This window comes from Yoonia sp., assembly GCF_046292185.1.
Taxonomy (GTDB): Bacteria; Pseudomonadota; Alphaproteobacteria; order Rhodobacterales; family Rhodobacteraceae; genus Yoonia.
In genome coordinates this window covers 1-23,202 of record NZ_JBKBQY010000037.1, presented here as the reverse complement: position 1 = coordinate 23,202, position 23,202 = coordinate 1, and the positions used below count along the sequence as shown (strand labels likewise).

At 60.5% G+C, this 23,202-nt stretch carries 22 protein-coding genes; 17 read left to right on the top strand and 5 right to left on the bottom strand.

The window, feature by feature from the left end:
* Positions 1–102 precede the first annotated feature (102 nt).
* The 7 genes from ACK4TM_RS08715 to queG all read left to right on the top strand — a co-directional run bounded on the left by ACK4TM_RS08715 (position 103) and on the right by queG (position 10,055).
* The gene (locus ACK4TM_RS08715; RefSeq protein WP_409699803.1) at positions 103–1,530 is read left to right on the top strand and encodes an NAD(P)-dependent oxidoreductase; all 1,428 of its coding nucleotides are present in this window, start codon (positions 103–105) and stop codon (positions 1,528–1,530) included.
* The gene (locus ACK4TM_RS08710; protein ID WP_409699800.1) at positions 1,527–2,195 is read left to right on the top strand and encodes a hypothetical protein; all 669 of its coding nucleotides are present in this window, start codon (positions 1,527–1,529) and stop codon (positions 2,193–2,195) included. The genes ACK4TM_RS08715 and ACK4TM_RS08710 overlap by 4 nt, the downstream gene beginning before the upstream one ends.
* Positions 2,192–2,899: a hypothetical protein gene (locus ACK4TM_RS08705; RefSeq protein WP_409699797.1), complete on the top strand. Its 708-nt coding sequence runs from the start codon at positions 2,192–2,194 to the stop codon at positions 2,897–2,899. The genes ACK4TM_RS08710 and ACK4TM_RS08705 overlap by 4 nt, the downstream gene beginning before the upstream one ends.
* Entirely contained in the window at positions 2,886–7,418 is a 4,533-nt protein-coding gene (gene gltB / locus ACK4TM_RS08700) for a glutamate synthase large subunit (RefSeq protein WP_409699794.1), read from the top strand. Before ACK4TM_RS08705 ends, gltB begins: the two co-directional genes overlap by 14 nt.
* Positions 7,419–7,498: 80 nt before the next feature.
* Entirely contained in the window at positions 7,499–8,236 is a 738-nt protein-coding gene (gene mtgA, locus ACK4TM_RS08695) for a monofunctional biosynthetic peptidoglycan transglycosylase (RefSeq protein WP_409699790.1), read from the top strand.
* A 64-nt stretch (positions 8,237–8,300) separates the two neighbouring features.
* Positions 8,301–8,966, top strand: coding sequence for a glutathione S-transferase family protein (locus ACK4TM_RS08690; RefSeq protein WP_409699787.1), 666 nt, complete (start codon positions 8,301–8,303; stop codon positions 8,964–8,966).
* 66 nt (positions 8,967–9,032) lie between these two features.
* Complete coding sequence (queG, locus tag ACK4TM_RS08685) at positions 9,033–10,055, top strand: tRNA epoxyqueuosine(34) reductase QueG (RefSeq protein ID WP_409699784.1); 1,023 nt, start codon at positions 9,033–9,035, stop codon at positions 10,053–10,055.
* On the opposite strand, the gene ACK4TM_RS08680 is transcribed toward queG, so the two are convergent.
* Positions 10,052–11,077 (bottom strand): fatty acid desaturase, encoded by a 1,026-nt coding sequence (locus ACK4TM_RS08680; RefSeq protein ID WP_409699781.1) that lies wholly within the window; start codon positions 11,075–11,077, stop codon positions 10,052–10,054. The two genes, queG and ACK4TM_RS08680, sit on opposite strands and share 4 nt — an antisense overlap.
* 114 nt (positions 11,078–11,191) lie before the next feature.
* On the opposite strand from ACK4TM_RS08680, the gene ACK4TM_RS08675 reads away from it, so the two are divergent.
* Both ACK4TM_RS08675 and ACK4TM_RS08670 read left to right on the top strand, forming a co-directional pair.
* Complete coding sequence (locus ACK4TM_RS08675) at positions 11,192–12,112, top strand: DMT family transporter (RefSeq protein WP_409699777.1); 921 nt, start codon at positions 11,192–11,194, stop codon at positions 12,110–12,112.
* Positions 12,113–12,187: 75 nt separating this feature from the next.
* Positions 12,188–12,370 carry a hypothetical protein gene (locus ACK4TM_RS08670; RefSeq protein WP_409699773.1) on the top strand — a complete coding sequence of 61 codons (183 nt, stop codon included), beginning with the start codon at positions 12,188–12,190 and terminating at the stop codon, positions 12,368–12,370.
* Positions 12,371–12,410: 40 nt separating this feature from the next.
* Here ACK4TM_RS08670 and ACK4TM_RS08665 read toward each other — a convergent pair whose 3' ends face one another.
* Entirely contained in the window at positions 12,411–13,280 is an 870-nt protein-coding gene (locus ACK4TM_RS08665) for a branched-chain amino acid aminotransferase (protein WP_409699770.1), read from the bottom strand.
* 142 nt (positions 13,281–13,422) lie between these two features.
* On the opposite strand from ACK4TM_RS08665, the gene ACK4TM_RS08660 reads away from it, so the two are divergent.
* Genes ACK4TM_RS08660 through dxs form a run of 6 tightly spaced genes read left to right on the top strand, consistent with a single transcriptional unit; the run spans position 13,423 to position 18,626 of the window.
* Positions 13,423–13,929: a MarR family winged helix-turn-helix transcriptional regulator gene (locus tag ACK4TM_RS08660; RefSeq protein WP_409699767.1), complete on the top strand. Its 507-nt coding sequence runs from the start codon at positions 13,423–13,425 to the stop codon at positions 13,927–13,929.
* A complete protein-coding gene (locus ACK4TM_RS08655) occupies positions 13,926–14,627 on the top strand; it encodes a response regulator (RefSeq protein WP_409699764.1) in 702 nt (233 codons plus the stop codon). Before ACK4TM_RS08660 ends, ACK4TM_RS08655 begins: the two co-directional genes overlap by 4 nt.
* Before the next feature lie 54 nt (positions 14,628–14,681).
* Positions 14,682–15,605 (top strand): histone deacetylase family protein, encoded by a 924-nt coding sequence (locus ACK4TM_RS08650; protein ID WP_409699761.1) that lies wholly within the window; start codon positions 14,682–14,684, stop codon positions 15,603–15,605.
* Positions 15,602–15,835: an exodeoxyribonuclease VII small subunit gene (locus ACK4TM_RS08645; RefSeq protein WP_322893103.1), complete on the top strand. Its 234-nt coding sequence runs from the start codon at positions 15,602–15,604 to the stop codon at positions 15,833–15,835. The genes ACK4TM_RS08650 and ACK4TM_RS08645 overlap by 4 nt, the downstream gene beginning before the upstream one ends.
* Positions 15,828–16,700 (top strand): polyprenyl synthetase family protein, encoded by an 873-nt coding sequence (locus ACK4TM_RS08640; protein WP_409699757.1) that lies wholly within the window; start codon positions 15,828–15,830, stop codon positions 16,698–16,700. The genes ACK4TM_RS08645 and ACK4TM_RS08640 overlap by 8 nt, the downstream gene beginning before the upstream one ends.
* A 12-nt stretch (positions 16,701–16,712) precedes the next feature.
* Positions 16,713–18,626: a 1-deoxy-D-xylulose-5-phosphate synthase gene (dxs, locus tag ACK4TM_RS08635; RefSeq protein ID WP_409699754.1), complete on the top strand. Its 1,914-nt coding sequence runs from the start codon at positions 16,713–16,715 to the stop codon at positions 18,624–18,626.
* Positions 18,627–18,645: 19 nt separating this feature from the next.
* On the opposite strand, the gene mgtE is transcribed toward dxs, so the two are convergent.
* The gene (gene mgtE / locus ACK4TM_RS08630; protein ID WP_409699751.1) at positions 18,646–19,992 is read right to left on the bottom strand and encodes a magnesium transporter; all 1,347 of its coding nucleotides are present in this window, start codon (positions 19,990–19,992) and stop codon (positions 18,646–18,648) included.
* Positions 19,993–20,141: 149 nt separating this feature from the next.
* Positions 20,142–20,918 (bottom strand): ion transporter, encoded by a 777-nt coding sequence (locus ACK4TM_RS08625; protein ID WP_409699748.1) that lies wholly within the window; start codon positions 20,916–20,918, stop codon positions 20,142–20,144.
* Between the two features lie 77 nt (positions 20,919–20,995).
* Here ACK4TM_RS08625 and ACK4TM_RS08620 point away from each other — a divergent pair, with 77 nt between their 5' ends.
* Complete coding sequence (locus tag ACK4TM_RS08620; protein WP_409699745.1) at positions 20,996–21,703, top strand: hypothetical protein; 708 nt, start codon at positions 20,996–20,998, stop codon at positions 21,701–21,703.
* Here ACK4TM_RS08620 and ACK4TM_RS08615 read toward each other — a convergent pair.
* Positions 21,669–22,529 (bottom strand): SDR family oxidoreductase, encoded by an 861-nt coding sequence (locus ACK4TM_RS08615; protein ID WP_409699742.1) that lies wholly within the window; start codon positions 22,527–22,529, stop codon positions 21,669–21,671. The two genes, ACK4TM_RS08620 and ACK4TM_RS08615, sit on opposite strands and share 35 nt — an antisense overlap.
* A gap of 176 nt (positions 22,530–22,705) precedes the next feature.
* On the opposite strand from ACK4TM_RS08615, the gene ACK4TM_RS08610 reads away from it, so the two are divergent.
* Positions 22,706–23,202: TAXI family TRAP transporter solute-binding subunit (locus tag ACK4TM_RS08610; RefSeq protein ID WP_409699739.1), on the top strand; the 497-nt coding region annotated here is incomplete at its 3' end.

Here is a 23,202-nt window from a genome sequence, read left to right as displayed (position 1 = left end):
CGCGAGTCATAAAATCCGCAATATAGGTCAGTAATACTGCCTTTTCATTCCCGTGGGGACGCTCTAGAACCTAGATTGCTCTGTTATAAGGGAGGACGGCAGATGGCTGGCCAGAAGATGCTCAAGTTTACCGTGGTTGACCGCGACATGCCGGAAAAGCGGCCCCCAAATCTGCGCAAGCAGGATTTCAACGAAATCTATGCCGATTACGCCCGTGACAAGGCGGCGGAGCAATCCAGCCGTTGTTCGCAATGCGGCGTACCCTATTGCCAGACCCATTGCCCGCTGCACAACAACATCCCCGACTGGCTGCGCCTGACCGCCGAGGGCCGGTTGCAGGAAGCCTATGAGATCAGTCAGGCCACCAACACCTTCCCCGAGATTTGTGGCCGCATCTGCCCACAGGACCGTCTGTGCGAGGGCAACTGCGTGATCGAACAATCTGGCCACGGCACCGTGACCATCGGATCGGTCGAGAAATACATCACCGATACTGCCTTTGAAAATGGCTGGGTCAAGCCGATCCGCCCGCATGCTGAACGCCATGAAAGCGTCGGCATCATCGGTGCTGGTCCCGGTGGTCTGGCAGCGGCGGACATGCTGCGCCGGCAGGGTGTGCAGGTGACGATCTATGACCGCTATGACCGTGGCGGCGGGTTGCTGACCTATGGCATCCCCGGTTTCAAACTTGAAAAAGACATTGTCATGCAGCGTATCGCGCAGTTGGAAGACGGCGGCGTTCAATTCGTGCTGAACTGCAACGTGGGCGAAGACCTGTCCTTTGACGCGATCCGGGGCAAGCATGATGCCGTGCTGATCGCGACCGGTGTCTATAAAACCCGCGACCTGCCCGATTCCGAGACTGACGGCATCGTCAACGCCATTGATTACCTGACCGCCAGCAACCGCAAATCATTCGGCGATGATGTGCCCGAATATGAAAGCGGCGCGCTGAATGCCGCTGGCAAGCGTGTCGTTGTCATCGGCGGCGGTGATACCGCGATGGATTGCCTGCGTACCGCCGTGCGTCAGGGCGCGGAAAGCGTCAAATGCCTGTACCGGCGTGACCGCACCAACATGCCCGGATCGCAGCGCGAAACCGCGAATGCCGAAGAGGAAGGCGTCGAATTCATCTGGCTAGCCGCCCCGCAGGGGTTTGAAGGCGAACCCGTGTCCGGCGTGAAAGTGCAGAAGATGCGCCTTGGCGCGCCTGATGTCACAGGCCGCCAGATGCCAGAGGTGATCGCCGGTGCCGATTATGTCGAAGACGCTGATCTGGTGATCAAGGCGCTGGGGTTCGAACCTGAGGACATCCCGACCCTGTGGGGTGTGCCGGAACTGGCCGTGACCCGCTGGGGCACGATCAAGGCCGATTTCACCACCGGCAAGACCAATCTGGAAGGTGTTTATGCCGCAGGCGATATCGTGCGCGGCGCATCTTTGGTCGTCTGGGCGATCCGGGACGGGCGTGATGCGGCGACGGCAATTCTTGATTATCTCGGGCAATCCGCCACGGTCGCGGCAGAATGATCCGCGCCGCGCTGATCCTGCCGCTGATGCTGGCCACGCCTGCCATGGCCCAGCAAAGCTTTGCCGCCCCCGATGGCTGCACCGGCAAACTGACCGTGCAGCACCGCGCTTGCGTCATGGTCAATGTCTGGACCTGTGACGCCGATGCGCCCGGCGATCAATGGATCGCGCTGATCGGTCAGGCGGGAGTGTTCAGCGTGCAGCGCGTGGATGACCAGTTCCAGTGGATGGAAAGCTACAAAGTCACTGGGAACGAGTTGCTTCAGGTGCCTGCTGATGATCCTGCATCGCTTGATGAATTGTTCGCGACGGGACTGGATACCTGGGATTTCACGCTGGACACCGATGAAGGTCCCGAACGGCATGTCGGTTTCGACATGCTGACAGGCGAAACCTTTGTCATCGATGGCGAAACCCTGCTGGAGACTGAATTTCAGGGCCGCACCATGGATGCCGAGGGAAATGAAATCTACGCAGGTTCTGGCCGCCAGTTCGTCAGCGAAACGCATCGGTTGTTCTTTCTGGGTCAGGCATGGGATGATGAAAACCCTGAACAGGTCAGGGATTCCTCCCCTGTCGATTTCATCTATCCGGGCGAGCCAGGATTTTTCGGCAATCAGCCCCGTTACGAATGCAACGTGATCGAATCCGGGTTCCAGCCATGAGAATCGCACTCTCCCTGATCCTTGCCGCAGGTCCCGCCATCGCGCAGGGCCCGTCGACATTTTCGCTGCCTGCGGGTTGTACCGCCTATGTCACCGTGCAAAGCCAAAGCTGTGAAGTCGACCATCATTTCACCTGCTCCGGTGATACCGACGGTATGAAACGCCGCGTGTCGCTGGATGAACAGGGCCTGACTTACGTGGGTCAGATCGATGAAGAGGCGCAGTGGATCGCCAGCTTTCATGTACTGGCCGGCATCAACGAAACACTGGCACCCGATCCGGCTGACCCCGCCTCGCTGACCGAGCTTTTTGCCAGTAACCTTGATACCTGGGATTTCCGCACGCAATCGGCAGAGGTGGGTGAAACCCGCTATGTCGGGCAGGACAGTCTGACCGGCAGGCAGGTTACTATCGACGGAGTGACGCTGGACGAAACCGACTATCATATCACTGCATATGATGCGTCGGGCACTGAAATCTGGTCCAGCCGCGGCAATGAATATGTCAGCCGCGACTGGCGGATGTTCTTGTCCGGCACCAGCACGATCACCACGCCGGGCGACACGTTCACCCTCGACAATGCTCCCGTCGAATTTATCTTTCCGGGGGAACCCGGTTTCCTCAGCGCCCGCCCGAAGCACGGCTGCGGCCTCGCCATCTCATCTGCCGACATCTTGAAGGAGAAAGCCAATGACCATCTATGACCAGACTTGGGTAGCGGCAGAAGAAGCCAAGCGTAAATGGATGGCCGAGAACGGCCTATACCGGGACGATGATGAACATGCGTCCTGTGGTGTCGGTCTGGTCGTGGCGATTGACGGCACACCGTCGCGCGATGTCGTCGAAAAAGGCATCAACGCGCTCAAGGCGATCTGGCATCGCGGTGCTGTCGATGCCGATGGCAAGACAGGCGATGGCGCAGGCATCCATGTGCAGATCCCTGTCCCGTTCTTTTATGACCAGATCCGCCGCACCGGCCATGAACCTGACGATGACAAACTGATCGCTGTCGGTCAGGTCTTTCTGCCGCGCACCGATTTTGGCGCACAGGAACGTTGCCGGACAATCGTGGAATCCGAAGTCCTACGCATGGGTCACTATATCTATGGCTGGCGGCACGTGCCGGTGAACACCGAAGTGCTGGGCGACAAGGCCAATGCGACAAGGCCAGAGATCGAACAGATCCTGATCCGCTGCGAAAAGGACATGAGCGAGGAAGAGTTCGAACGCGAGCTTTACATCATCCGTCGCCGCATCGAAAAAGCCGCTGCTGCGGCGCAGATCGCTGGGGTCTATCTGTGTTCGCTGTCTTGCCGGTCGGTAATTTACAAGGGCATGATGCTGGCCGAACAGGTTGCGGAATTCTATCCCGACCTGATGGATCAGCGCTTTGAATCCGCCTTCGCGATCTATCACCAGCGCTATTCCACCAACACCTTCCCGCAATGGTCGCTGGCACAGCCGTTCCGCATGCTGGCCCATAACGGCGAGATCAACACGCTGAAGGGCAACAGCAACTGGATGAAAAGCCATGAGATCCGCATGGCCTCGGGTGCTTTCGGTGACAAGGCCGAGGATATCAAACCGATCATCCCATCGGGCGCGTCCGATTCCGCCGCGCTCGATTCCGTGTTCGAGGTGCTGGTCCGTGCAGGCCGCAACGCCCCCATGGCCAAGACCATGCTGGTGCCAGAGGCGTGGTCGCAACAGGCCGTCGAAATGCCACGGGCGTGGCAGGATATGTACGGCTATTGCAACGCCGTGATGGAACCCTGGGATGGTCCCGCAGCGCTTGCCATGACCGATGGTCGCTGGGTCTGCGGCGGGCTGGACCGCAACGGCTTGCGTCCTTTGCGCTATGTCGTGACGGGTGACGGGTTGCTCGTCGCGGGGTCCGAAATGGGTATGGTGCCGGTGGACGAAGCGACTGTCGTTGAAAAGGGCGCGCTTGGTCCCGGCCAGATGATCGCCGTCGACATGCTCGAAGGGCGGCTTTACCGCGATACCGAACTCAAGGACAAACTGGCCGCCGCCCAGCCTTTCGGCGATTGGGTGGAAAAGGTTGTTGATCTGAATGATCTGATGCGCAACGTGCCTGAAAAGGCGCTGTTCGATGGAGGTGAGTTGCGCAAGCGGCAGGTCGCGGCGGGCTATTCCATCGAAGAACTCGAACAGGTGCTGGCCCCGATGGCCGAAGACGGCAAGGAAATGATCGCCTCGATGGGTGATGATACGCCGTCTGCCGTGTTGTCGACTACCTATCGTCCCTTGTCGCATTTCTTCCGCCAGAATTTCAGCCAGGTCACCAATCCGCCGATTGATTCCTTGCGCGAAAGCCGGGTGATGAGCCTGAAGACACGGTTCGGGAACCTCAAGAACGTGCTGGACGAAGATTCGTCACAGACCGAAATTCTGGTGCTGAACAGCCCCTTTGTCGGCAATGCCGAATTTGATGAAATGGTGCATCATTTCGGCGAGAATGTCGCCTTTATCGATTGCACCTTTGCCCCTGATCGCGGCGCGCTGAACGCGGGTTTGCAGCGTATCCGGGCAGAGGCGGAAGATGCCGTGCGGTCCGGCGCGGGCCATTTGGTGCTGACCGATCAGCATCAATCCGAAGACCGCGTGCCGATGCCGATGATCCTTGCGACATCCGCCGTACATTCTGGGCTGACAGGCAAGGGTCTGCGCACCTTCTGTTCGGTCAATGTCCGGTCCGCAGAATGTATCGACCCGCATTATTTCGCGGTGCTGATCGGCTGCGGTGCAACGACCGTGAACGCCTATCTGGCGCAGGATTCCATTGCCGACCGCGTGAACCGTGGGTTGATCGACGGCAACCTGACCGAGGCTGTGGCGCGTTACCGTGCCGCCATCGACGCGGGCCTGTTGAAGATCATGTCCAAGATGGGGATTTCGGTCCTGTCGTCCTATCGCGGTGGTCTGAATTTTGAGGCTGTGGGCCTGTCCCGCGCCATGGTCGCCGAATATTTCCCTGGCATGCATAGCCGCATTTCCGGCATCGGCACGACCGGTATTCAAGCCAAGGTGGAAGAGGTCCATGCGCGCGGCTGGAAAGGCGGCACCGACGTGCTGCCCATCGGCGGCTTTTACAAGGCACGCCGGTCGGGTGAAAAGCACGCTTGGGAAGCACAGACCATGCATATGCTGCAGGCCGCCTGCAACAATGCGTCCTATGCGCTTTGGCAGCAGTATTCCAAGGCGATGCAAAACAACCCGCCGATCCATCTGCGCGATTTGCTGGCGATCAAACCGCTGGGCACGCCCGTGCCGATCGAAGAGGTCGAAAGCATCACCGCGATCCGCAAACGGTTCGTCACCCCCGGCATGAGCCTCGGCGCCCTGTCGCCAGAGGCGCACAAGACCCTGAACGTCGCGATGAACCGCATCGGCGCCAAATCCGACAGCGGTGAAGGCGGCGAAGATCCGGCACATTTCCTGCCCGAAGCCAATGGCGACAACCCGTCCGCCAAGATCAAACAGGTCGCCTCGGGCCGGTTCGGTGTAACGGCGGAATATCTGAACGCCTGTGAAGAGCTGGAAATCAAGGTCGCCCAGGGTGCCAAACCCGGCGAAGGCGGCCAGTTGCCTGGCATGAAAGTCACCAAACTGATCGCCCGGCTGCGCCATTCCACCGAAGGTGTGATGCTGATTTCCCCACCGCCGCACCACGATATCTACAGTATCGAGGATCTGGCGCAGTTAATCTATGACCTCAAACAGATCAACCCGCGCTGCAAGGTGACGGTCAAATTGGTCGCATCCTCCGGTGTCGGCACGATTGCGGCGGGCGTGGCCAAGGCCAAGGCCGATGTGATCCTGATTTCCGGCCACAACGGCGGTACCGGGGCATCGCCCGGCACATCGATCAAATATGCGGGTCTGCCTTGGGAAATGGGCCTGACCGAGGCGCATCAGGTTCTGGCGATGAACAACCTGCGCGAACGCATCACGCTGCGCACCGATGGCGGTCTGCGCACCGGGCGCGACATCGTCATGGCCGCGATGATGGGGGCCGAGGAATATGGCATCGGCACCGCCGCCCTGATCGCGATGGGCTGCATCATGGTCCGGCAATGCCAGTCCAACACCTGCCCCGTCGGTGTCTGTACGCAGGATGACGCGCTGCGCGCGAAATTCACCGGCAATGCGGAAAAGGTGGTGAACCTGATCACATTCTACGCCACCGAAGTGCGCGAAATCCTTGCCAGCATCGGGGCGCGCAGTCTGGATGACGTGATCGGACGTGCGGATCTGCTGACGCAGGTCAGCCGTGGGTCGGCGCACCTGGATGATCTGGATCTCAATCCGCTGCTGATCACTGTCGATGGCGCGCACAAGATCCGCTATGACCGCCACCGCCCGCGCAACCCCGTGGACGATACGCTGGACGCGCAGATCGTGCAGGATGCCGCGCGTTTCCTGAACGATGGCGAAAAGATGCAACTTGATTATGCGGTGCAGAACACGCTGCGCAGCATCGGCACCCGGACCAGCAGCCATATCGTGGCGAAATTCGGGATGCGCAATTCTCTTCAAGCCGATCACCTGACGGTCAAACTGCGCGGTTCTGCCGGGCAGTCCTTGGGCGCGTTTGCCGCACCGGGGCTGAAACTGGAGGTGTCAGGCGACGCCAACGATTATGTGGGCAAGGGCCTTTCGGGCGGCACAATCGTGATCCGCCCACCGATGGTCAGCCCGTTGGTGGCATCCGAGAATACGATCATCGGCAATACCGTGCTTTATGGTGCGACAGCGGGCTATCTGTTCGCCGCTGGCCGCGCCGGTGAACGGTTCGCCGTACGCAATTCCGGCGCGCATGTCGTGATCGAAGGCTGCGGCACCAATGGTTGCGAATATATGACCGGCGGTGTCGCTGTTATTCTTGGCTCAATCGGTGCAAATTTCGGCGCAGGCATGACCGGCGGCACGGCCTATCTTTACGATCCTAATGGCACGGCGGAGGCGCTGATGAACAAGGAAACACTGGTGACATGTGCGGTGACCGTCGATCACTGGCATGATCAGCTCAAAGGTCTGATCGAACGCCACGCCAGCGAAACCGGCAGCCGCAAAGCCGCTGATCTGTTGCAGCACTGGGATTTGGAAAAAGGCAACTTTGTGCAGGTCTGCCCCAAGGAAATGCTGGTTCGCCTGTCACATCCGCTGGTGATCGAAGAAACCGCGATTCCGGCAGAATGATGCAACGCCCCGCGCTGAAATCAGCCGCGGGGCGTTCGCTTTGCTTGACCCCGCATCCAGCCTTGTGGCTATAGAGGCTGATGGCAGATAGCACCAAACCCCGCAAGCGCCGGTCCCGCAAGGCGGCCGCAAAACCACGGCCCTTACGGACGCTTGTTCGCAAAGCGCGGCGCGTCGCCTTATGGGCTGTGGCGGGTATCGCGGGCTTTGTGCTATTCTGGACGCTGCTTTACGCACTGATCAACCCGCCCACCAATGCCTATATGTTCGCCGAAGGCCGCAGGTTGGGCGGCGTGCAGCACGAATGGGTGCCGATGGACCGCATCGCGCCGGTCATGGCCCGCTCCGCCGTCGCGGCCGAGGATGCCAATTTCTGCCTGCATTGGGGCCTTGACGTGAACGCGATCCGCACCGCGATGGAACGCGGGCGCGGTGGTGCCTCCACCATCAGCCAGCAGGTGGTCAAGAACGTGTTCCTCTGGCACGGGCGCAGCTGGTCGCGCAAGACGATCGAGGCGCTTTGGACCCCTGTGACCGAAGTATTCTGGAGCAAGCGGCGCATTCTGGAAATCTACCTGAATGTCGCGGAATTCGACGACGGCGTGTTTGGCGTGCAGGCTGCGGCGCGGCATTATTTCGGTGTGGATGCCGCCGATCTGACGGCGACGCAGGCGGCAAGGCTGGCCGCGATCCTGCCTGCGCCCAAGGAACGATCGGCGTCCAACCCCGGCAATTTCACCCGCAACCGGGCAGCGCAGATCATCAGCGGTGCGCAAACCATCGCAGCGGATGGTCGCGCGGATTGTTTCCTCAGATGACGCAACCATTGAACCTGCGCGCCGCTTGCGGCATGGATGTGCCATCATCCAAACTAGGCTTGCCATGAACATCCTGTATCATTACCCGCTGTCCCCCTATTCGCGCAAAGTCCGGCTTTGCCTTGCCGAAAAGAAGATCGAGGTCGGTCTGGTCGAGGAACGCTATTGGGAACAGGGTGCCGATTTTCTGCGCCGCAATCCTGCCGGTCAGGTGCCGGTGCTGAAACTGAACGGCAAGATGTTGTCCGACAGCGCCGCGATCTGCGAATATCTTGAAGAGGTGCATCCGAACCCCCCATTGTTGCCCCGCGACGCAGACGCCCGGTACGAGGTGCGCCGCCTGACTGGCTGGTTCGACGATAAGTTCTATGAAGAGGTCACGTCCAAACTGATCGGCGAACGCGTCTATCGCAAGGTCATGGGCCGCGGCTATCCCGACAGTGCCAATGTCAAGGCGGGCGCACGGGCGATCAAATATCACCTTGATTACATGGCACATCTGCTGGAACACCGCCGTTGGCTGGCGGGGAATGACATGACATTGGCCGATTTCGCGGCAGCGGCGCATCTGTCCTGTGTCGATTACACCAGCGATGTCGACTGGAATCGGCACGAGGTGGTCAAGGACTGGTATGCCAAGATCAAATCCCGCCCCGCCTTCCGGTCCCTGCTGGCCGATGAGGTGCCGGGGTTTCAACCGGCGGCGCATTATGCGGATCTCGATTTTTAAGACGGGGCTTTGCCCCCCTGCCCCTGACCGAACATGCCGCACGGGGCGCCTAGGCTCGGAAGACGGATGAAGGACCGTCTGATCGCTTTCGCCCGTGACGCAGGCTTTGCCAAGGTTGGCATCTGTCGCCCGGATGCCGTGCCGGAAACCGCAGCACGGCTGGCGGAATTTGTCGATGCCGGGATGCATGGGCAGATGGGCTGGATGGCTGAACGGATGGCGTGGCGCGGCGATCCCACAGCGCTGTGGCCAGAAGCGAAGTCAGTGATCATGCTGGCCGAAGCCTATACCCCCGATCATGATCCGATGGCCGTTCTGCAGGAACGCGACCGCGCGGCGATCAGCGTTTATGCGCAGGGGCGGGATTATCATGATGTAGTAAAGAAGCGGCTGAAACACGTGGGCCGCTGGCTGATCGATCAGGTGCCGGGGGCCGAGATCAAGGTTTTTGTCGATACCGCCCCGGTGATGGAAAAGCCACTGGCGCAGGCGGCGGGGCTGGGCTGGCAGGGAAAGCACACCAACCTTCTCGGCCGCGATCTGGGGAACTGGTTCTTTCTGGGTGCGATCTTCACCACTGTGGAGCTGGAACCTGACACAGCAGAGGTCAGCCATTGCGGGTCTTGCACGGCCTGTCTGGATATCTGCCCGACGCAGGCGTTTCCCGCCCCCTACCGGTTGGACGCACGCCGTTGCATTTCCTATCTGACGATCGAACACAAAGGTCCGGTGGACCCGGACCTGCGCGCCATGATGGGTAACCGGATCTATGGCTGCGATGATTGTCTGGCGATCTGTCCGTGGAACAAATTTGCCGCCTCTGGCCGTGATGCACGGCTGGCGGCGCGCGACGACCTGATCGCGCCGCCTTTGGTGGAACTGGCCGCGCTGGATGATGCCGCGTTCCGCGCGCGGTTTTCCGGATCACCGATCAAACGGATCGGGCGCGACAGGTTTGTCCGCAATGTCGCCTATGCGATGGGCAATTCCCGCGACAAGGCGATGATACAACCCCTTTCACCGCTGACCACAGATCCGGACCCGGTCGTCGCCGATGCCGCCATCTGGGCGATCCGCCGCTTGTCCTAGGCCGCGCTGCGCCGGGCATTGGCAAAGGACACCAGACGCCGGGTTTTTTCATCCCACAGGTTCAGGCTCGCGCATTTCAGACTGTCCAGCAAGGTCATCCGGCTGCAATCGACAAGGTCCTGATGATCGCGCAACACTTCGGGGAGGCGATAGAACGGGATGCGGGCGTAAAGGTGATGCACATGGTGGATACCGATATTGGCGGTGAACCAGCGCAGGATCGGCGGCAGGTCATAATGCGAACTGCCATGCAGGGCGGCGTCGTGGATCTGCCAATCCGGTGCACTGTCCCATTGCGTCGTCTCGAACTGGTGCTGAACATAGAACAGCCAGACGCCGATTGACGCCGCGATCAGCGTCGTGGGCAGAAACACCAGAAACAGCGCCGCAAAGCCGCCGACATAGACGATCAGCGCCAAAATCGTGACCATTGCAAGGTTGGTCCCCATCGCGCTGACCCAGTATTTGCTTTCGCGCTGCATCCGCCCCAGCGGGATACGGTTCTGCAGGAAAAAGATATAGGTCGGCCCCAGACCGAACATCACCAACGGGTGCCGGTACGCGCGGTACAGCAACCGGCCAAAGGGCGTGCGCTGGTGATATTCCTCGACCGTCAGGGTATGCACATCGCCGATGCCGCGCTGATCCAGATCGCCGGCATGACTGTGGTGGATCGCATGGGTCCGCCGCCAGACATCATAGGGCGTCAATGTCACCACACCCAACGCCCGACCGATCCAGTCGCTGACATTGCGGTTGCCCAGAAACGACCCATGCCCGCAATCATGCTGGATGCAGAACAGGCGCAGCAAAAACAACCCGTTCAGCGCCGAAATCCCGAAAGCCCCCAAATAGCTGTATTGCGCCACCCAGACCGCCAGCACCCAGAGCACGATAAACGGCACCAGACTGACGACGAGTTCAAAGCTGCTGCGCCAGCTATTGGGTTCGCGATATTTTGCAAGCACCTGCACCCAGTCGCGCGGGGTCATGTTGGCGGTCGTCAGTTTTGGGTCAGTCATCCGCTTTTCTTTGTTGTTATGTGTCTGGCCACCCTAGCGGCACCATGTCCATCGCGAATAGGGCTTCACTGTCATTCTGGCTACCCATAATGTCGCATCTGGAAGGGAATGATCATGCAACCGCTCAGAGGTATCGTCTTCAAGATTATTTCCGTCTGCCTGTTTATGGCGATGGCCGCGTTGATCAAGGCAGCGTCAGATACCGTGCCACCCGGCCAATCGGTGTTTTTCCGGTCTTTCTTTGCCCTGCCGATCATCTTTGTCTGGCTCGCCATGCGGGGCGAATTGCGCCATGGCTGGAAAACCGACAACCCGATGGGCCATTTTTGGCGCGGGTTGATCGGGACATCGGCGATGGGGCTGGGCTTTGCGGGGCTTGGCCTGCTGCCCCTGCCAGAGGTGACGGCGATCGGCTATGCGGCCCCCCTGCTGGTCGTGATTTTTGCCGCCATGTTCCTGAATGAAGATGTGCGCGCCTTCCGGCTGTCGGCGGTGGCACTTGGCATGGTCGGCGTGCTGGTCGTGCTGTCGCCGCGCCTGTCCGTGGGGGCTGGGCTGAACACGTCGGAAACGTTGGGCGCCATGGTCGTGCTGATGGGGGCGGTCATGGCCGCGCTGGCGCAGGTGCTTGTGCGCAAACTGGTGGCGACCGAAACAACCGTGGCAATCGTACTGTGGTTTTCGATCACATCGTCGGTCTTGTCGCTGCTGACCATCCCCTGGGGCTGGGCCATGCCGGGGTGGGATCTGGCGGCGCTGTTGATCATGGCGGGACTTCTGGGTGGGCTGGGGCAGATTTTCCTGACCTCCAGCTACCGCTTTGCCGATGCGTCGCTGGTGGCGCCATTCGATTACACGTCGATGATCCTTGCCCTGCTGATCGGCTATTTCATCTTTGACGAGGTGCCCACCGGAACGATGCTGATCGGGGCCGGTATCGTGATCTTTGCTGGTGTCCTGATCATCTGGCGCGAGCGCAAGCTGGGCCTGCAACGCGCCCAGCAACGCAAGGCGACAGGCAACACAGGGACGTGAGGCCAGCAAAATGGGGGGCGAAACGATGGGGCGAATCTGTTATGTTAGCAATCCGGTAACCAAGAGGAGGATCACATGAAACATCCACTTGATCACGCCAGAACAAGCTCTGACTCGCGGCTGTCGCGGGTGATTGCGATGGAAAAGGACACTCTGCCGCGTCCCGCCAGCCTTGATCTGCAACAGCGCCCGCGCGACAAAGCGCCGGGTAAGCGTGCAGCAGAATTTCTGCGGATCGCGCGGCAGAAAACGGCCTGATCCGCAAAGGTGTCAAGGGCGCTACGGGCGCCCTTGATCGTCAGGCGCGGACCAGCTTTTCGTAATCCGCCGCGATATCGCGGGTCAATGTACCCACCTCGAAATTATAATCGCCGATCTGGCCCACGGGTGTGACCTCTGCTGCGGTGCCGGTCAGCCAGCATTGCTGAAAACCTTCCAGCTCTTCGGGCAGGATGACGCGTTCATGCACAATGATGCCTTTATCGCGCAGCATGCCGATCACTGTCTGGCGTGTGATCCCGTTCAGGAAGGCATCAGCGGCGGGTGTGTGCACCTCGCCATCCTTGACGAAAAAGATGTTCGCGCCCGTCGCCTCGGCCACGTAACCGCGATAGTCGAACATCATGGCGTCCGAACAGCCCTTTGCCTCTGCCGCGTGTTTGGACATGGTGGCGATCATGTAGAGACCCGCCGCCTTGGCCTGACTGGGGGCCGTTTCCGGGCTGGGGCGTTTCCATTTCGCGATGTCGAGCTTGGCACCGCGGGTTTTCGCATCGCCATAATAATTGCCCCATTCCCACACAGCCACGGCCAGATGGACTGGGTTGCGCGCTGCGGCAACGCCCATATCCTCCCCCGATCCACGCCAGGCGACCGGGCGCACATAGGCATCCGTCAATCCATTGGCGTCCAGCGCCGCCTGCTTCGCCGCTTCGATTTCATCCACGGAATAGGGAATCTGGAAATCGATCAGCTGTCCTGACTTGATCAGGCGTTCGGAATGTTCGCGGGATTTGAATATCTTGCCGCTGTAGCACCGCTCGCCCTCGAACACGGAAGATGCGTAATGCATGGCATGGGTCAGGATATGCACATTGGCGTCGCGCCATTCCACCAACTGGCCATCCAGCCAGATCTTGCCGTCTCGGTCATCATATGCACCGGCCATCAAACCCTCCACACTTTGCATATATGTCACAACCAGGTCCGTTTCGGATATAAAGTTGCGCAATTTCGTCAAATCGCTAACAGTCGATTCTTGGAATGTCAATAAAGCTGACGTATTGTCGGACGAAATGAAGGAGGCCCGGATGTCCGAAGGTGCGCGTCCCCAGATGGGGCAAAATCTGTTGTTCCTCACAGATGAACAGCTGCGCAAGGGGATCGAGGCGATGTTTTTCGCCTATCGCGGTTTCACGGCTGACCCCGATCGTATACTGGCGCAGAAATCATATGGCCGCGCTCATCACCGTGCGATCCATTTCATCCAGCGCAGCCCCGGCACCACGGTCAACAACCTTTTGTCGGTGCTCGGCGTTACGAAACAATCGCTGAACCGTGTGTTGCGCAGTCTGATCGAGGATGGTCTGGTCGTCAGCAGCGTAGGCCGCAGGGACAAGCGCGAACGTCATTTGCACCTGACACCAGCCGGTGCGGCACTAGAACGTGAATTATCGGATGCCCAACGCGACCGGATGCGCGCCGCCTACCGCGCCGCTGGCCCCGCCGCCGTAGTCGGTTTCCGACAAGTGCTGGAGGCGATGATGGATGACGAGACCCGCCGCCATTATGAGGCGATGAAGGACAAGACCGAATGAATGCTGATGCTGCCCACCTGTTGATTGTTGATGATGATGCCCGCATCCGCAGCCTGTTGCAGAAATTCCTAATGCGCGCAGGGTTTCTGGTCACCACGGCGCGCGACGCCGCGCATGCGCGGCGCGTGCTGGCAGGGCTGGAATTTGACCTGATCGTGCTTGATGTGATGATGCCGGGCGAAGACGGCGTGGCGCTCTGCCGCGACCTGCGCCGTAGCGTGACCACCCCGATCATGCTGCTGACCGCCAAGGGTGAAACCACAGAGCGGATCACCGGGCTGGAGGCGGGGGCGGATGATTACCTGGTCAAACCCTTCGAGCCCAAGGAACTGCTGTTGCGCATCAACGCCATCCTGCGCCGCGTGCCCGCCGCAGAACCCGTGGTGGTCTTGCCCAAGGTGCTGCATATGGGCCCCGTGCGCTATGATATCGAACGTGGCGAGATGTGGCATGGCGATGATCTGATCCGGCTTACCGCCACGGAAAGCCAGTTAATGCGGATTTTCTCGGGCCGTCCCGGCGAGGCTGTGACGCGCAGCCTGCTGGTCGAGGAACTGAGCCGGTCCGGTGGACAGACGCAGGAACGCGCCGTCGATGTGCAGATCACGCGGTTGCGTCGCAAGATCGAAACAGATCCCAAACAGCCGCGCTATCTGCAGACGATCCGGGGGTCGGGCTATATGCTGGCACCGGAATAAGAACTTTTATGCGCGTCGCGCAAGAGTATTTACCGGAAATAAGAAGGTGTCAGAATGGCTACCGCTTTGATTACGCATGATGATTGCTATGGCCATGTGACCCCGCCCGGTCACCCTGAACAGGTGGCGCGGCTGGATGCTGTTCTGCATGCACTGGACGGGTTTGACCTTTTGCGCGTCAAGGCTCCGATGGCCGCAGAGGATGATCTGCTGCGCGCGCACCCAAAGGGGCATATCGACGCCTTGCACGCGGCGTCACCTGACAGTGGCTGGCGCGCGCTGGACGCCGATACCCATATGTCGGTCGGCACCTTGCAGGCAGCCTATCGCGGCGTGGGCGCGGTCGTGCGTGCGGTCGATATGGTGCTGGCGGGCGAGGTCGCAAATGCCTTTGCCGCGATCCGTCCACCTGGGCATCATGCCGAACGCGAAACCGCGATGGGGTTTTGTTTTTTCGGGAATGTCGCAATTGCGGCGAAACACGCGCTGGATCATCACGGGTTGACGCGCGTCGCCATCGTGGATTTCGATGTCCACCACGGTAATGGCACACAGGATCTGGTCGAGGATGACGCGCGCATCCTGTTCTGTTCCACCCATCAAGCGCCGCTTTATCCCGGCACCGGGGCGGCGCATGAAACCGGCGTGGGCAATGTGCTGAATGTTCCCTTGCCCGAAGGCACTGGGTCCAAGGCGTTCCGCGACGTGATGGAACGTGTCGTTCTGCCACGTGTTGATGGTTTTGCGCCGGAATTGCTGATCATCTCTGCCGGTTTTGATGGCCATGCCGATGACCCCCTGGCGGGGATGAACCTGACCACCGATGATTTCGCTTGGGTTACACAGCGTCTGTGCAATCTGGCGGATACGCATTGTCAGGGCCGGGTGGTATCGGCGCTGGAAGGCGGTTATGACTTGGCCGCGCTGGGCGCCTCTGCGGCGGCCCATGTCAAGGTTCTGGAGGAAAGAGGCCGATGAGCGACGTTGACCAGATGAGTTTCGAAGATGCGATCAAAGAGCTGGAGGTCGTTGTCGGCCAGCTTGAGCGCGGCGATGTCGCGCTGGATCAGTCCATCGCGCTTTATGAACGCGGGGCCGCGTTGAAAGCCCGCTGCGAGGCCAAGCTGAAAGAAGCCGAGGAAAAGGTCGCCCGCATCACCTTGGGCGAAAACGGTCAGCCCACCGGGACTGCGCCGCTGGATGCCTGATCTGCCGCGCATGTCGCTGCCTGATGCGTTGGCGCAGGCGGCCCGGATCACGCAACACCAGATCGGTCTGGCACTGGACGGACGCACCGGCCCGGTGCCGGATGCGATGCGTTATGCCGTTGTCGGGGGCAAGGCGCTGCGCGCGTTTCTTGCTTTGGAAACGGCCCGCCTGCATGATGTGGATGCGGTGCAGGCAGCCGCGGCGATTGAATGTATTCATGCCTATTCGCTGGTCCATGATGACCTGCCCTGCATGGATGACGACGATCTGCGCCGCGGCCAGCCCACCGTGCATAAACGCTGGGACGAGGCGACAGCCGTGCTGGCAGGCGATGCTTTGCAAGCGCTGGCGTTTGAGTTGCTGGGCGGGCTGGATTGTGCGGACACCCCCAAGGTCAACCTGATCATCACGCTGGCGCAGGCCGCTGGTGTGCGTGGAATGGTCGGCGGGCAGGCGGCGGATATCGCAGCAGAAACCGCCAATGTGCCGCTGACGCTGGATCAGATCATCGCGCTTCAGGCGGGCAAGACCGGGGCGCTGATATCATGGGCGGCCCTGGTCGGGCCGCGCATCGCGGGCGGGGATACCGCGCCATTGCAGCGCTATGGCGATTGCCTGGGCCTTGCGTTTCAGATCGCCGATGATGTGCTGGATGTCACCGGTGACGCCGCGGTGGTCGGCAAGGCCGTGGGCAAGGACAGTGCGGCTGGCAAGGCCACGTTCGTGTCGCTTTTGGGGCTGGATGGGGCGAAACGCCGCGCGGATGATCTGGTCACGCAGGCCTGTGATGCGCTATCTGGCTATGGGCATAACGCCGACACATTGAAAGACGCCGCGCGTTTCGTGACCGCGCGCACGCATTAGGAAGGGTCGCCAATGTCAGACCAACCCAACACCCCGCTTTTGGATCAGATCCGCTTTCCCGCCGATATGAAAGCGCTGTCAGATCAGCAATTACGCCAGTTAGCCGATGAATTGCGGGTCGAGACGATTTCGGCTGTGTCCGTCACGGGTGGCCATCTGGGCGCGGGGCTTGGCGTGGTGGAAATGACCGTGGCGTTGCATGCGGTTTTCGATGCGCCCAAAGACAAGATCATCTGGGATGTGTCGCATCAATCCTATCCGCACAAGATCCTGACCGGGCGGCGCGACCGCATCCGCACCATCCGCACCGAAGGCGGGCTGTCCGGTTTCACCAAAAGGTCGGAAAGCCCCTACGACCCGTTCGGTGCGGCGCATTCCAGCACTTCGATCTCGGCGGCGCTCGGCTTTGCCGTGGCGCGCGATCTGGGCGGTGACGGGGGCGACGCGATTGCGATCATCGGTGATGGCGCGATCTCTGCCGGCATGGCCTATGAGGCGATGAACAACGCGGGCCATCTGGGCAAGCGGGTCATCGTGATCCTGAACGACAATGAAATGTCGATCGCCCCGCCTGTGGGCGCCATGTCATCCTATCTGTCACAGCTTTACGCCGGGGCACCGTTTCAGGAATTCAAGGCCGCCGCCAAGGGGGCCGTTTCGCTGCTGCCCGGCCCGTTCCGAGAAGGGGCCAAGCGCGCCAAGGATCTGCTTAAGCATATGACCGTCGGTGGGACATTGTTCGAACAGCTTGGGTTTTCCTATCTCGGCCCGATTGACGGGCATGACATGGACCAGCTTTTGTCCGTCCTGCGCACGGTCAAGGCCCGCGCCGATGGGCCGATCCTGATCCATGCGATCACGAAAAAGGGCAAGGGCTATGCCCCCGCCGAACGCGCCAGCGACAAGGGCCACGCCACGGCGAAATTCGATATGGTGACTGGCAAGCAGGCCAAAGCGGCCAGCAATGCGCCGTCCTATACCTCCGTGTTCGCCGAAAGCCTGCTGAAACATGCCGCCAGCGATCCCCGTATCTGTGCCGTCACCGCCGCCATGCCCGATGGCACCGGGTTGTCGAAATTCATGGAACGCTATGCCAGCCGCTGCTTTGACGTGGGCATTGCCGAACAGCATGCCGTCACCTTCAGCGCCGCCTTGGCCGCTGGCGGGATGCGCCCGTTCTGCGCGATCTATTCGACCTTTTTGCAACGCGGTTACGATCAGGTCGTGCATGACGTGGCAATCCAGCGGCTGCCGGTGCGTTTCGCGATTGACCGCGCGGGGCTGGTCGGTGCCGATGGCGCGACGCATGCCGGGTCTTTCGACGTGGCGTTTCTTGCCAATCTGCCCGGTTTCGTCGTCATGGCCGCCGCGGATGAAGGCGAACTGGTCCGTATGGTCGCCACTGCCGCCGCCTATGACGATGGTCCCATCGCGTTTCGCTTTCCCCGCGGGGAAGGTGTGGGGGTCGAAATCCCCGAAAACGCCGCCCCGCTGGCAATTGGCAAGGGCCGTATGATCCGCCAGGGCGCGCAGGTCGCGATCCTGTCCTTCGGCACAAGGCTGTCAGAGGTCACGACAGCCTGCGAGGCGTTGCAGGCCAAGGGCATCAATCCCACGGTGGCGGACGCGCGTTTCGCCAAACCGCTGGACCGCGAAATGATCCTGCAACTGGCGGCCGACCACGACGCCCTGATCACCGTCGAAGAAGGCGCTATCGGCGGTTTCGGGTCCCACGTCGCGCAATTGCTGGCGGAAGAAGGCGTGTTCGACCACGGCTTGCGGTTCCGGTCCATGGTGCTGCCCGATACGTTCATCGATCAGGCCAGCCCCAAGGCGATGTATGACGTGGCGGGGATGAATGCAGAGCATATCGAGGCGAAAGTACTGGAGGTGATGGGCGTGGCCCGGTTGGGAAAGCGGGCCTGAACGCGCCGCCCGCTGCCCTCTATATCGCCGGAAACAGAAACGCTGTGGCGATCGCGAAATAGATCAGCACCCCCGCCGCATCTGAAATCGATGTGACCAATGGCGCACTTGCCGTCGCCGGGTCCAGATTTAGCTTGGTCAGCACGAATGGCAGCAGCATCCCGATCACACTGCCGACAATAACGATCACAACCATCGAGAGCGCAACCACAATCGCGATTTCCGGCCCGGCCCGGAACACGCCGATGACAGACACGGCGGCTGCCATGCTTACCCCCATCAGCGCGGCCACCAGCACCTCGCGGCCGATCATCTTGCGCCAGTCACTCAGCTGCACCTGCCCCGTGGCCAGCGAACGCACCATCAGCGTGGCAGATTGTGATCCAGCATTGCCGCCGCTGTCGATCAACAGCGGCAGGAAAAACACCAACGCCACATAAGCCGTGATCGTATCTTCGAAATAGGCGATCCCTGCCCCAGAAAAGATATTGCCAAACACCAGCAGGATCAGCCAGACGATCCGCGCGCGATAGAGCATGAATACGCTTGCGTCGCGCATATTGCGCACCATCTTGGACGCGCCGACGCGGTGAAAATCCTCTGTTGCCTCTTCTTCGATGACATCAAGCGCATCATCGTGCGTGACGATGCCGACCAGCTTTCCCTCTGTATCAACGACCGGCAAGGCCAGCAGGTCGTAACGCGCGATACGCTTTGCGACCTCTTCCTGATCGTCGGTGACCGTGGCAGCATAGGTGTTCCGCTCCATTATATCGCTGACGCGCGCCTTGGTCGGTGCCAGAAACAGGTCCTGCAACCGCACCGACCCGATCAGCCGCCGTGCGCCGTCAAGAACATAGGTGCGATAGATCGTTTCCTGATCCAAAGCTTCGTTGCGCAGTTTTTGCAACGCGTCATTGGTCGACAAATCAGCCGTCAGCACCGCGTAGTCCGAGGTCATGATCGATCCCGCAGTATCCTGCGGATAGCTGGCAAGCCTGCGAGTATCTTCTCGCTCGGCCTGCGCAAGCGCAGGCAGTAGTGCCATCCGCTGTTCTTCGGACAGGTCATTATACAGATCGGCGCGTTCATCCGCGTTCATCTCTGTCACAAGACGGGCCAACCGGTCGCGCGGGACAGCATCGGCCATTTCCACTTGAAGATCACGCGGCAGGTAACCATAGACATCTGCCTGCCGTGAGGTCGGCAACAGATCCAGCACGCGCCAAGCGTCTTGCGGTGGCCATTCGGCAACAAAATTGGCAAGGTCGGCGGCGTGTTCCTGCTCTATAAAATCGCGCGATTCTTCTGGATGAGGGGCTTTGTTCCGGTCTGCGAGAGCGGCGGCCAATTGAACATAGCTCATCTGGGCTCCTTTCTGTCAGCGGCGAAGTCACGCCACCCGAGGTACAAGGCCGGTGCCTGCAGGGCTGACCTGATTCAAACTGGCGCCATAAACACTAAAGCGACGCCAGACGGCAAGAGTTATCGGAGCGGGTGGGCGGGGCATCAACGCTACTTCCCCCCTTCATCCAACCTTTTCTCAATCGCTGCCAGCTTGCTCAGCACTTCATCCCGATAGGCATCCGTTGCGGCATTCCCTTCTTCCGCATGGGCGTCCTGCATCGAATTCACGATCAGACCGACCAGCAAGTTTACCACCGCGAAGGTGGTCATCATGATAAACGGGATGAAAAAAGCCCAGGCGTAGGGGTAAACCTCCATCACCGGGCGGACGATGCCCATCGACCAGCTTTCCAGCGTCATGATCTGGAACAGGGAATACCCCGATGCGCCCAGGGTCCCGAACCATTCAGGGAAGGTCGCGCCGAACAGTTTCGTCGCCATGACCGCGCCGATGTAAAACACGATCCCCATCAGCAGGAACACCGACCCCATGCCGGGCAGGGCGGTCACGAACCCTTCGACCACGCGGCGTAGCGATGGCACCACGGAAATGACCCGCAGCACACGCAGGATGCGCAAGGCGCGCAGCACCGACAGCCCGCCGGTGCCGGGCATCAGCGAAATCCCGACGATGATGAAATCAAAGATGTTCCAGCCACCACGGAAAAACCGTGGCCCCTGTGCGAAAAGCTTGGCCGCAAGTTCCACCACAAAAATCGCCAGACACAGCCGGTCCAACGCGAGGATCAATCCGCCTGCGCGCGCCATGGCGGTGGCGGATGTTTCCAGCCCCAGAATGATTGCATTGAAGATGATCACACAGACGATGAATTGCCCCACGACGGGTCGGTCCATAAAGGCAGCGATGCGGGCGCGTAGGGTCATTTTCCATCCATATCCAAAGGCCCGCCCGATATGCGCGTTCCGCTGCGGGACAGCAAGTCCTGTCGCGGCCCACAGGCTTGCCAGACCAACAAAACCCCGCGATGTTCATGCAGATGCTAGGAGAGCGGATGAACCTGAAACCTGTCGTGATCTACCGTTGGATGGTGTTCGGGCTTGCCGCCGGCTATTGCATCCGCACCATCGTGCTGGGCGGGTTCGACGCCTTTGGCGGTCCGTTCCGGTTTCTGACGATCTGGGCCCTGTTCATGTCATTCTTTGCCGCCAGCCGGATGATGGCCTTGATGGAAGGCCGCAGCGACAAACGCTGGGACGGGTTTGTTTGCATGACGGCGGTGATCAATACGATGGTGGTGATCCTGTATTGGCGGCTTTATTTCGGGGACCCCGCATCGGTGACGCCTGACGGGCAATTGGCGGCTTGGCATCTGGAGATCTATCTGCATCTGATCGGCCCGGCGTTGCAGGTGATCGACACGATTTTTATCCATCGCAGCTATCGCCGTCTGGGTCCGGCGCTGGCGTGGCTGGTAGGGGTGATCGTGACCTATCTGACCTGGGCCGAGATGCTGGTCGGCCCGATGAACGCCAGCCCCGTGGGCAGTGTCACATCCGGCCTGCCGTACCCGTTTCTGAGCAATCTGGAATTTGCAGACCGTCTGACGTTTTACGGTGTTAACCTTGCGACCGGCTTGATCCTGCTGTTCGTCTTTGCGGGGATCGCGTGGGTGGTCAGGCGCTATTTTCCTGCGCCAGCAATGCCCTGAGCCCGCTGCGGTAATCGGGATAGATCAGTTTCACACCCAGTTCGTTCTTGATCCGGTCATTGCTGACCTTCTTGCTTTCGGCATAGAAACTGCGCGCCATGGGGGTCATCTCTGCCGTTGCGAAATCCTCGGCAGGGGGCAAGGGCAGGCCAAGCAGTTCGGCCGCATAGCCGATCACATCCTCGGGCGGGGCAGGATCATCGTCGCAGACGTTGTAGATGCCGCCGGGATTGGGCCGCGCGATGGATGCCGCCAGCACCTGCGCGATATCGGCGACATGCGTGCGGCTGAAAACCTGACCCGGCTTGATGATCCGCCGCGCCGATCCGTCGCGCACCTTGGCAAAAGGGCCACGTCCCGGCCCGTAGATCCCGGCAAGCCGGAAGATGTGCAGCGGCAGGTCAGGGATCGCGGCCCATGCCGCTTCGGCCTTTACGCGGGCGATGCCGCGTCTGGTGGCGGGGGTCAGCGGGGTGGTTTCATCGACCCAGCCGCCACCATGGTCGCCGTAAACGCCGGTGGTGGACAGATATCCGACCCAGGTAAACTGGCCCGCGCGCCGGGCGATTTCGTCATGCAATTCCGCCAGCACCGGGTCGCCGTTTTCGTCAGGCGCCGCGGAAATCAGCAGATGCGTCGCGCAATCCAGCGCCGGGCGCATATCGGCGCCGGGCCAGATGCGCGGGTCAACCCCGCCTGCCATCAGCCGCGCGGCCTTGTCGTCCGATCGTGTGGTGCCGATGATCCGCCAGCCCCGTGGGATCAGCAGGTCCGCCAAGGCCCGCGCGCTGAAGCCGTGACCGAAGGAAAGAAGGGTCTGTGTCATAAGGCTTGGTGCCGCTTTGGACGCAAAGGTGCAAGCCCCTCTGTCAGTTAACGATTTGACAAAATCCACTTATCTGTCCCTAATGACGCATGACCGGATGCCTGCACAACATGCGGGTGCCGGAAGAACAGGCTGTCGTCTGACGGCCATGATACAAACCTAAAAGGGAGAAGGTTATGAACAAGAACTGGATGGCCGCAGCAGCCGCCGCCGTTGCAATGACGGGTGGTGCAGTGCAGGCACAGGATACTTTCATTTCCATCGGGACCGGCGGCGTGACCGGCGTCTATTATCCTGCTGGCGGCGCGATCTGCCGCCTGGTAAACCGTGACCGTGCCGAACATGGCATCCGTTGCGGCGTGGAATCGACCGGTGGGTCGATCTTCAACATCAACGCCATCCGCTCGGGCGAGCTGGAATTCGGCGTTGCACAGTCCGACTGGCAGTTCCACGCGTATAACGGCAGTTCCGAATTTGAAGGCAGCGCCTTCGAAGACCTGCGCGCCGTGTTTTCGCTGCACCCCGAGCCGTTCACCGTTGTGGCGCGTGCCAATGCAGGCATCACCAATTTCGAGGATCTGCAAGGCAAGCGCGTGAACATCGGCAACCCCGGTTCCGGACAACGCGGCACGATGGAAGTCGTCATGGATGCCCTTGGCTGGACCCTTGCCGA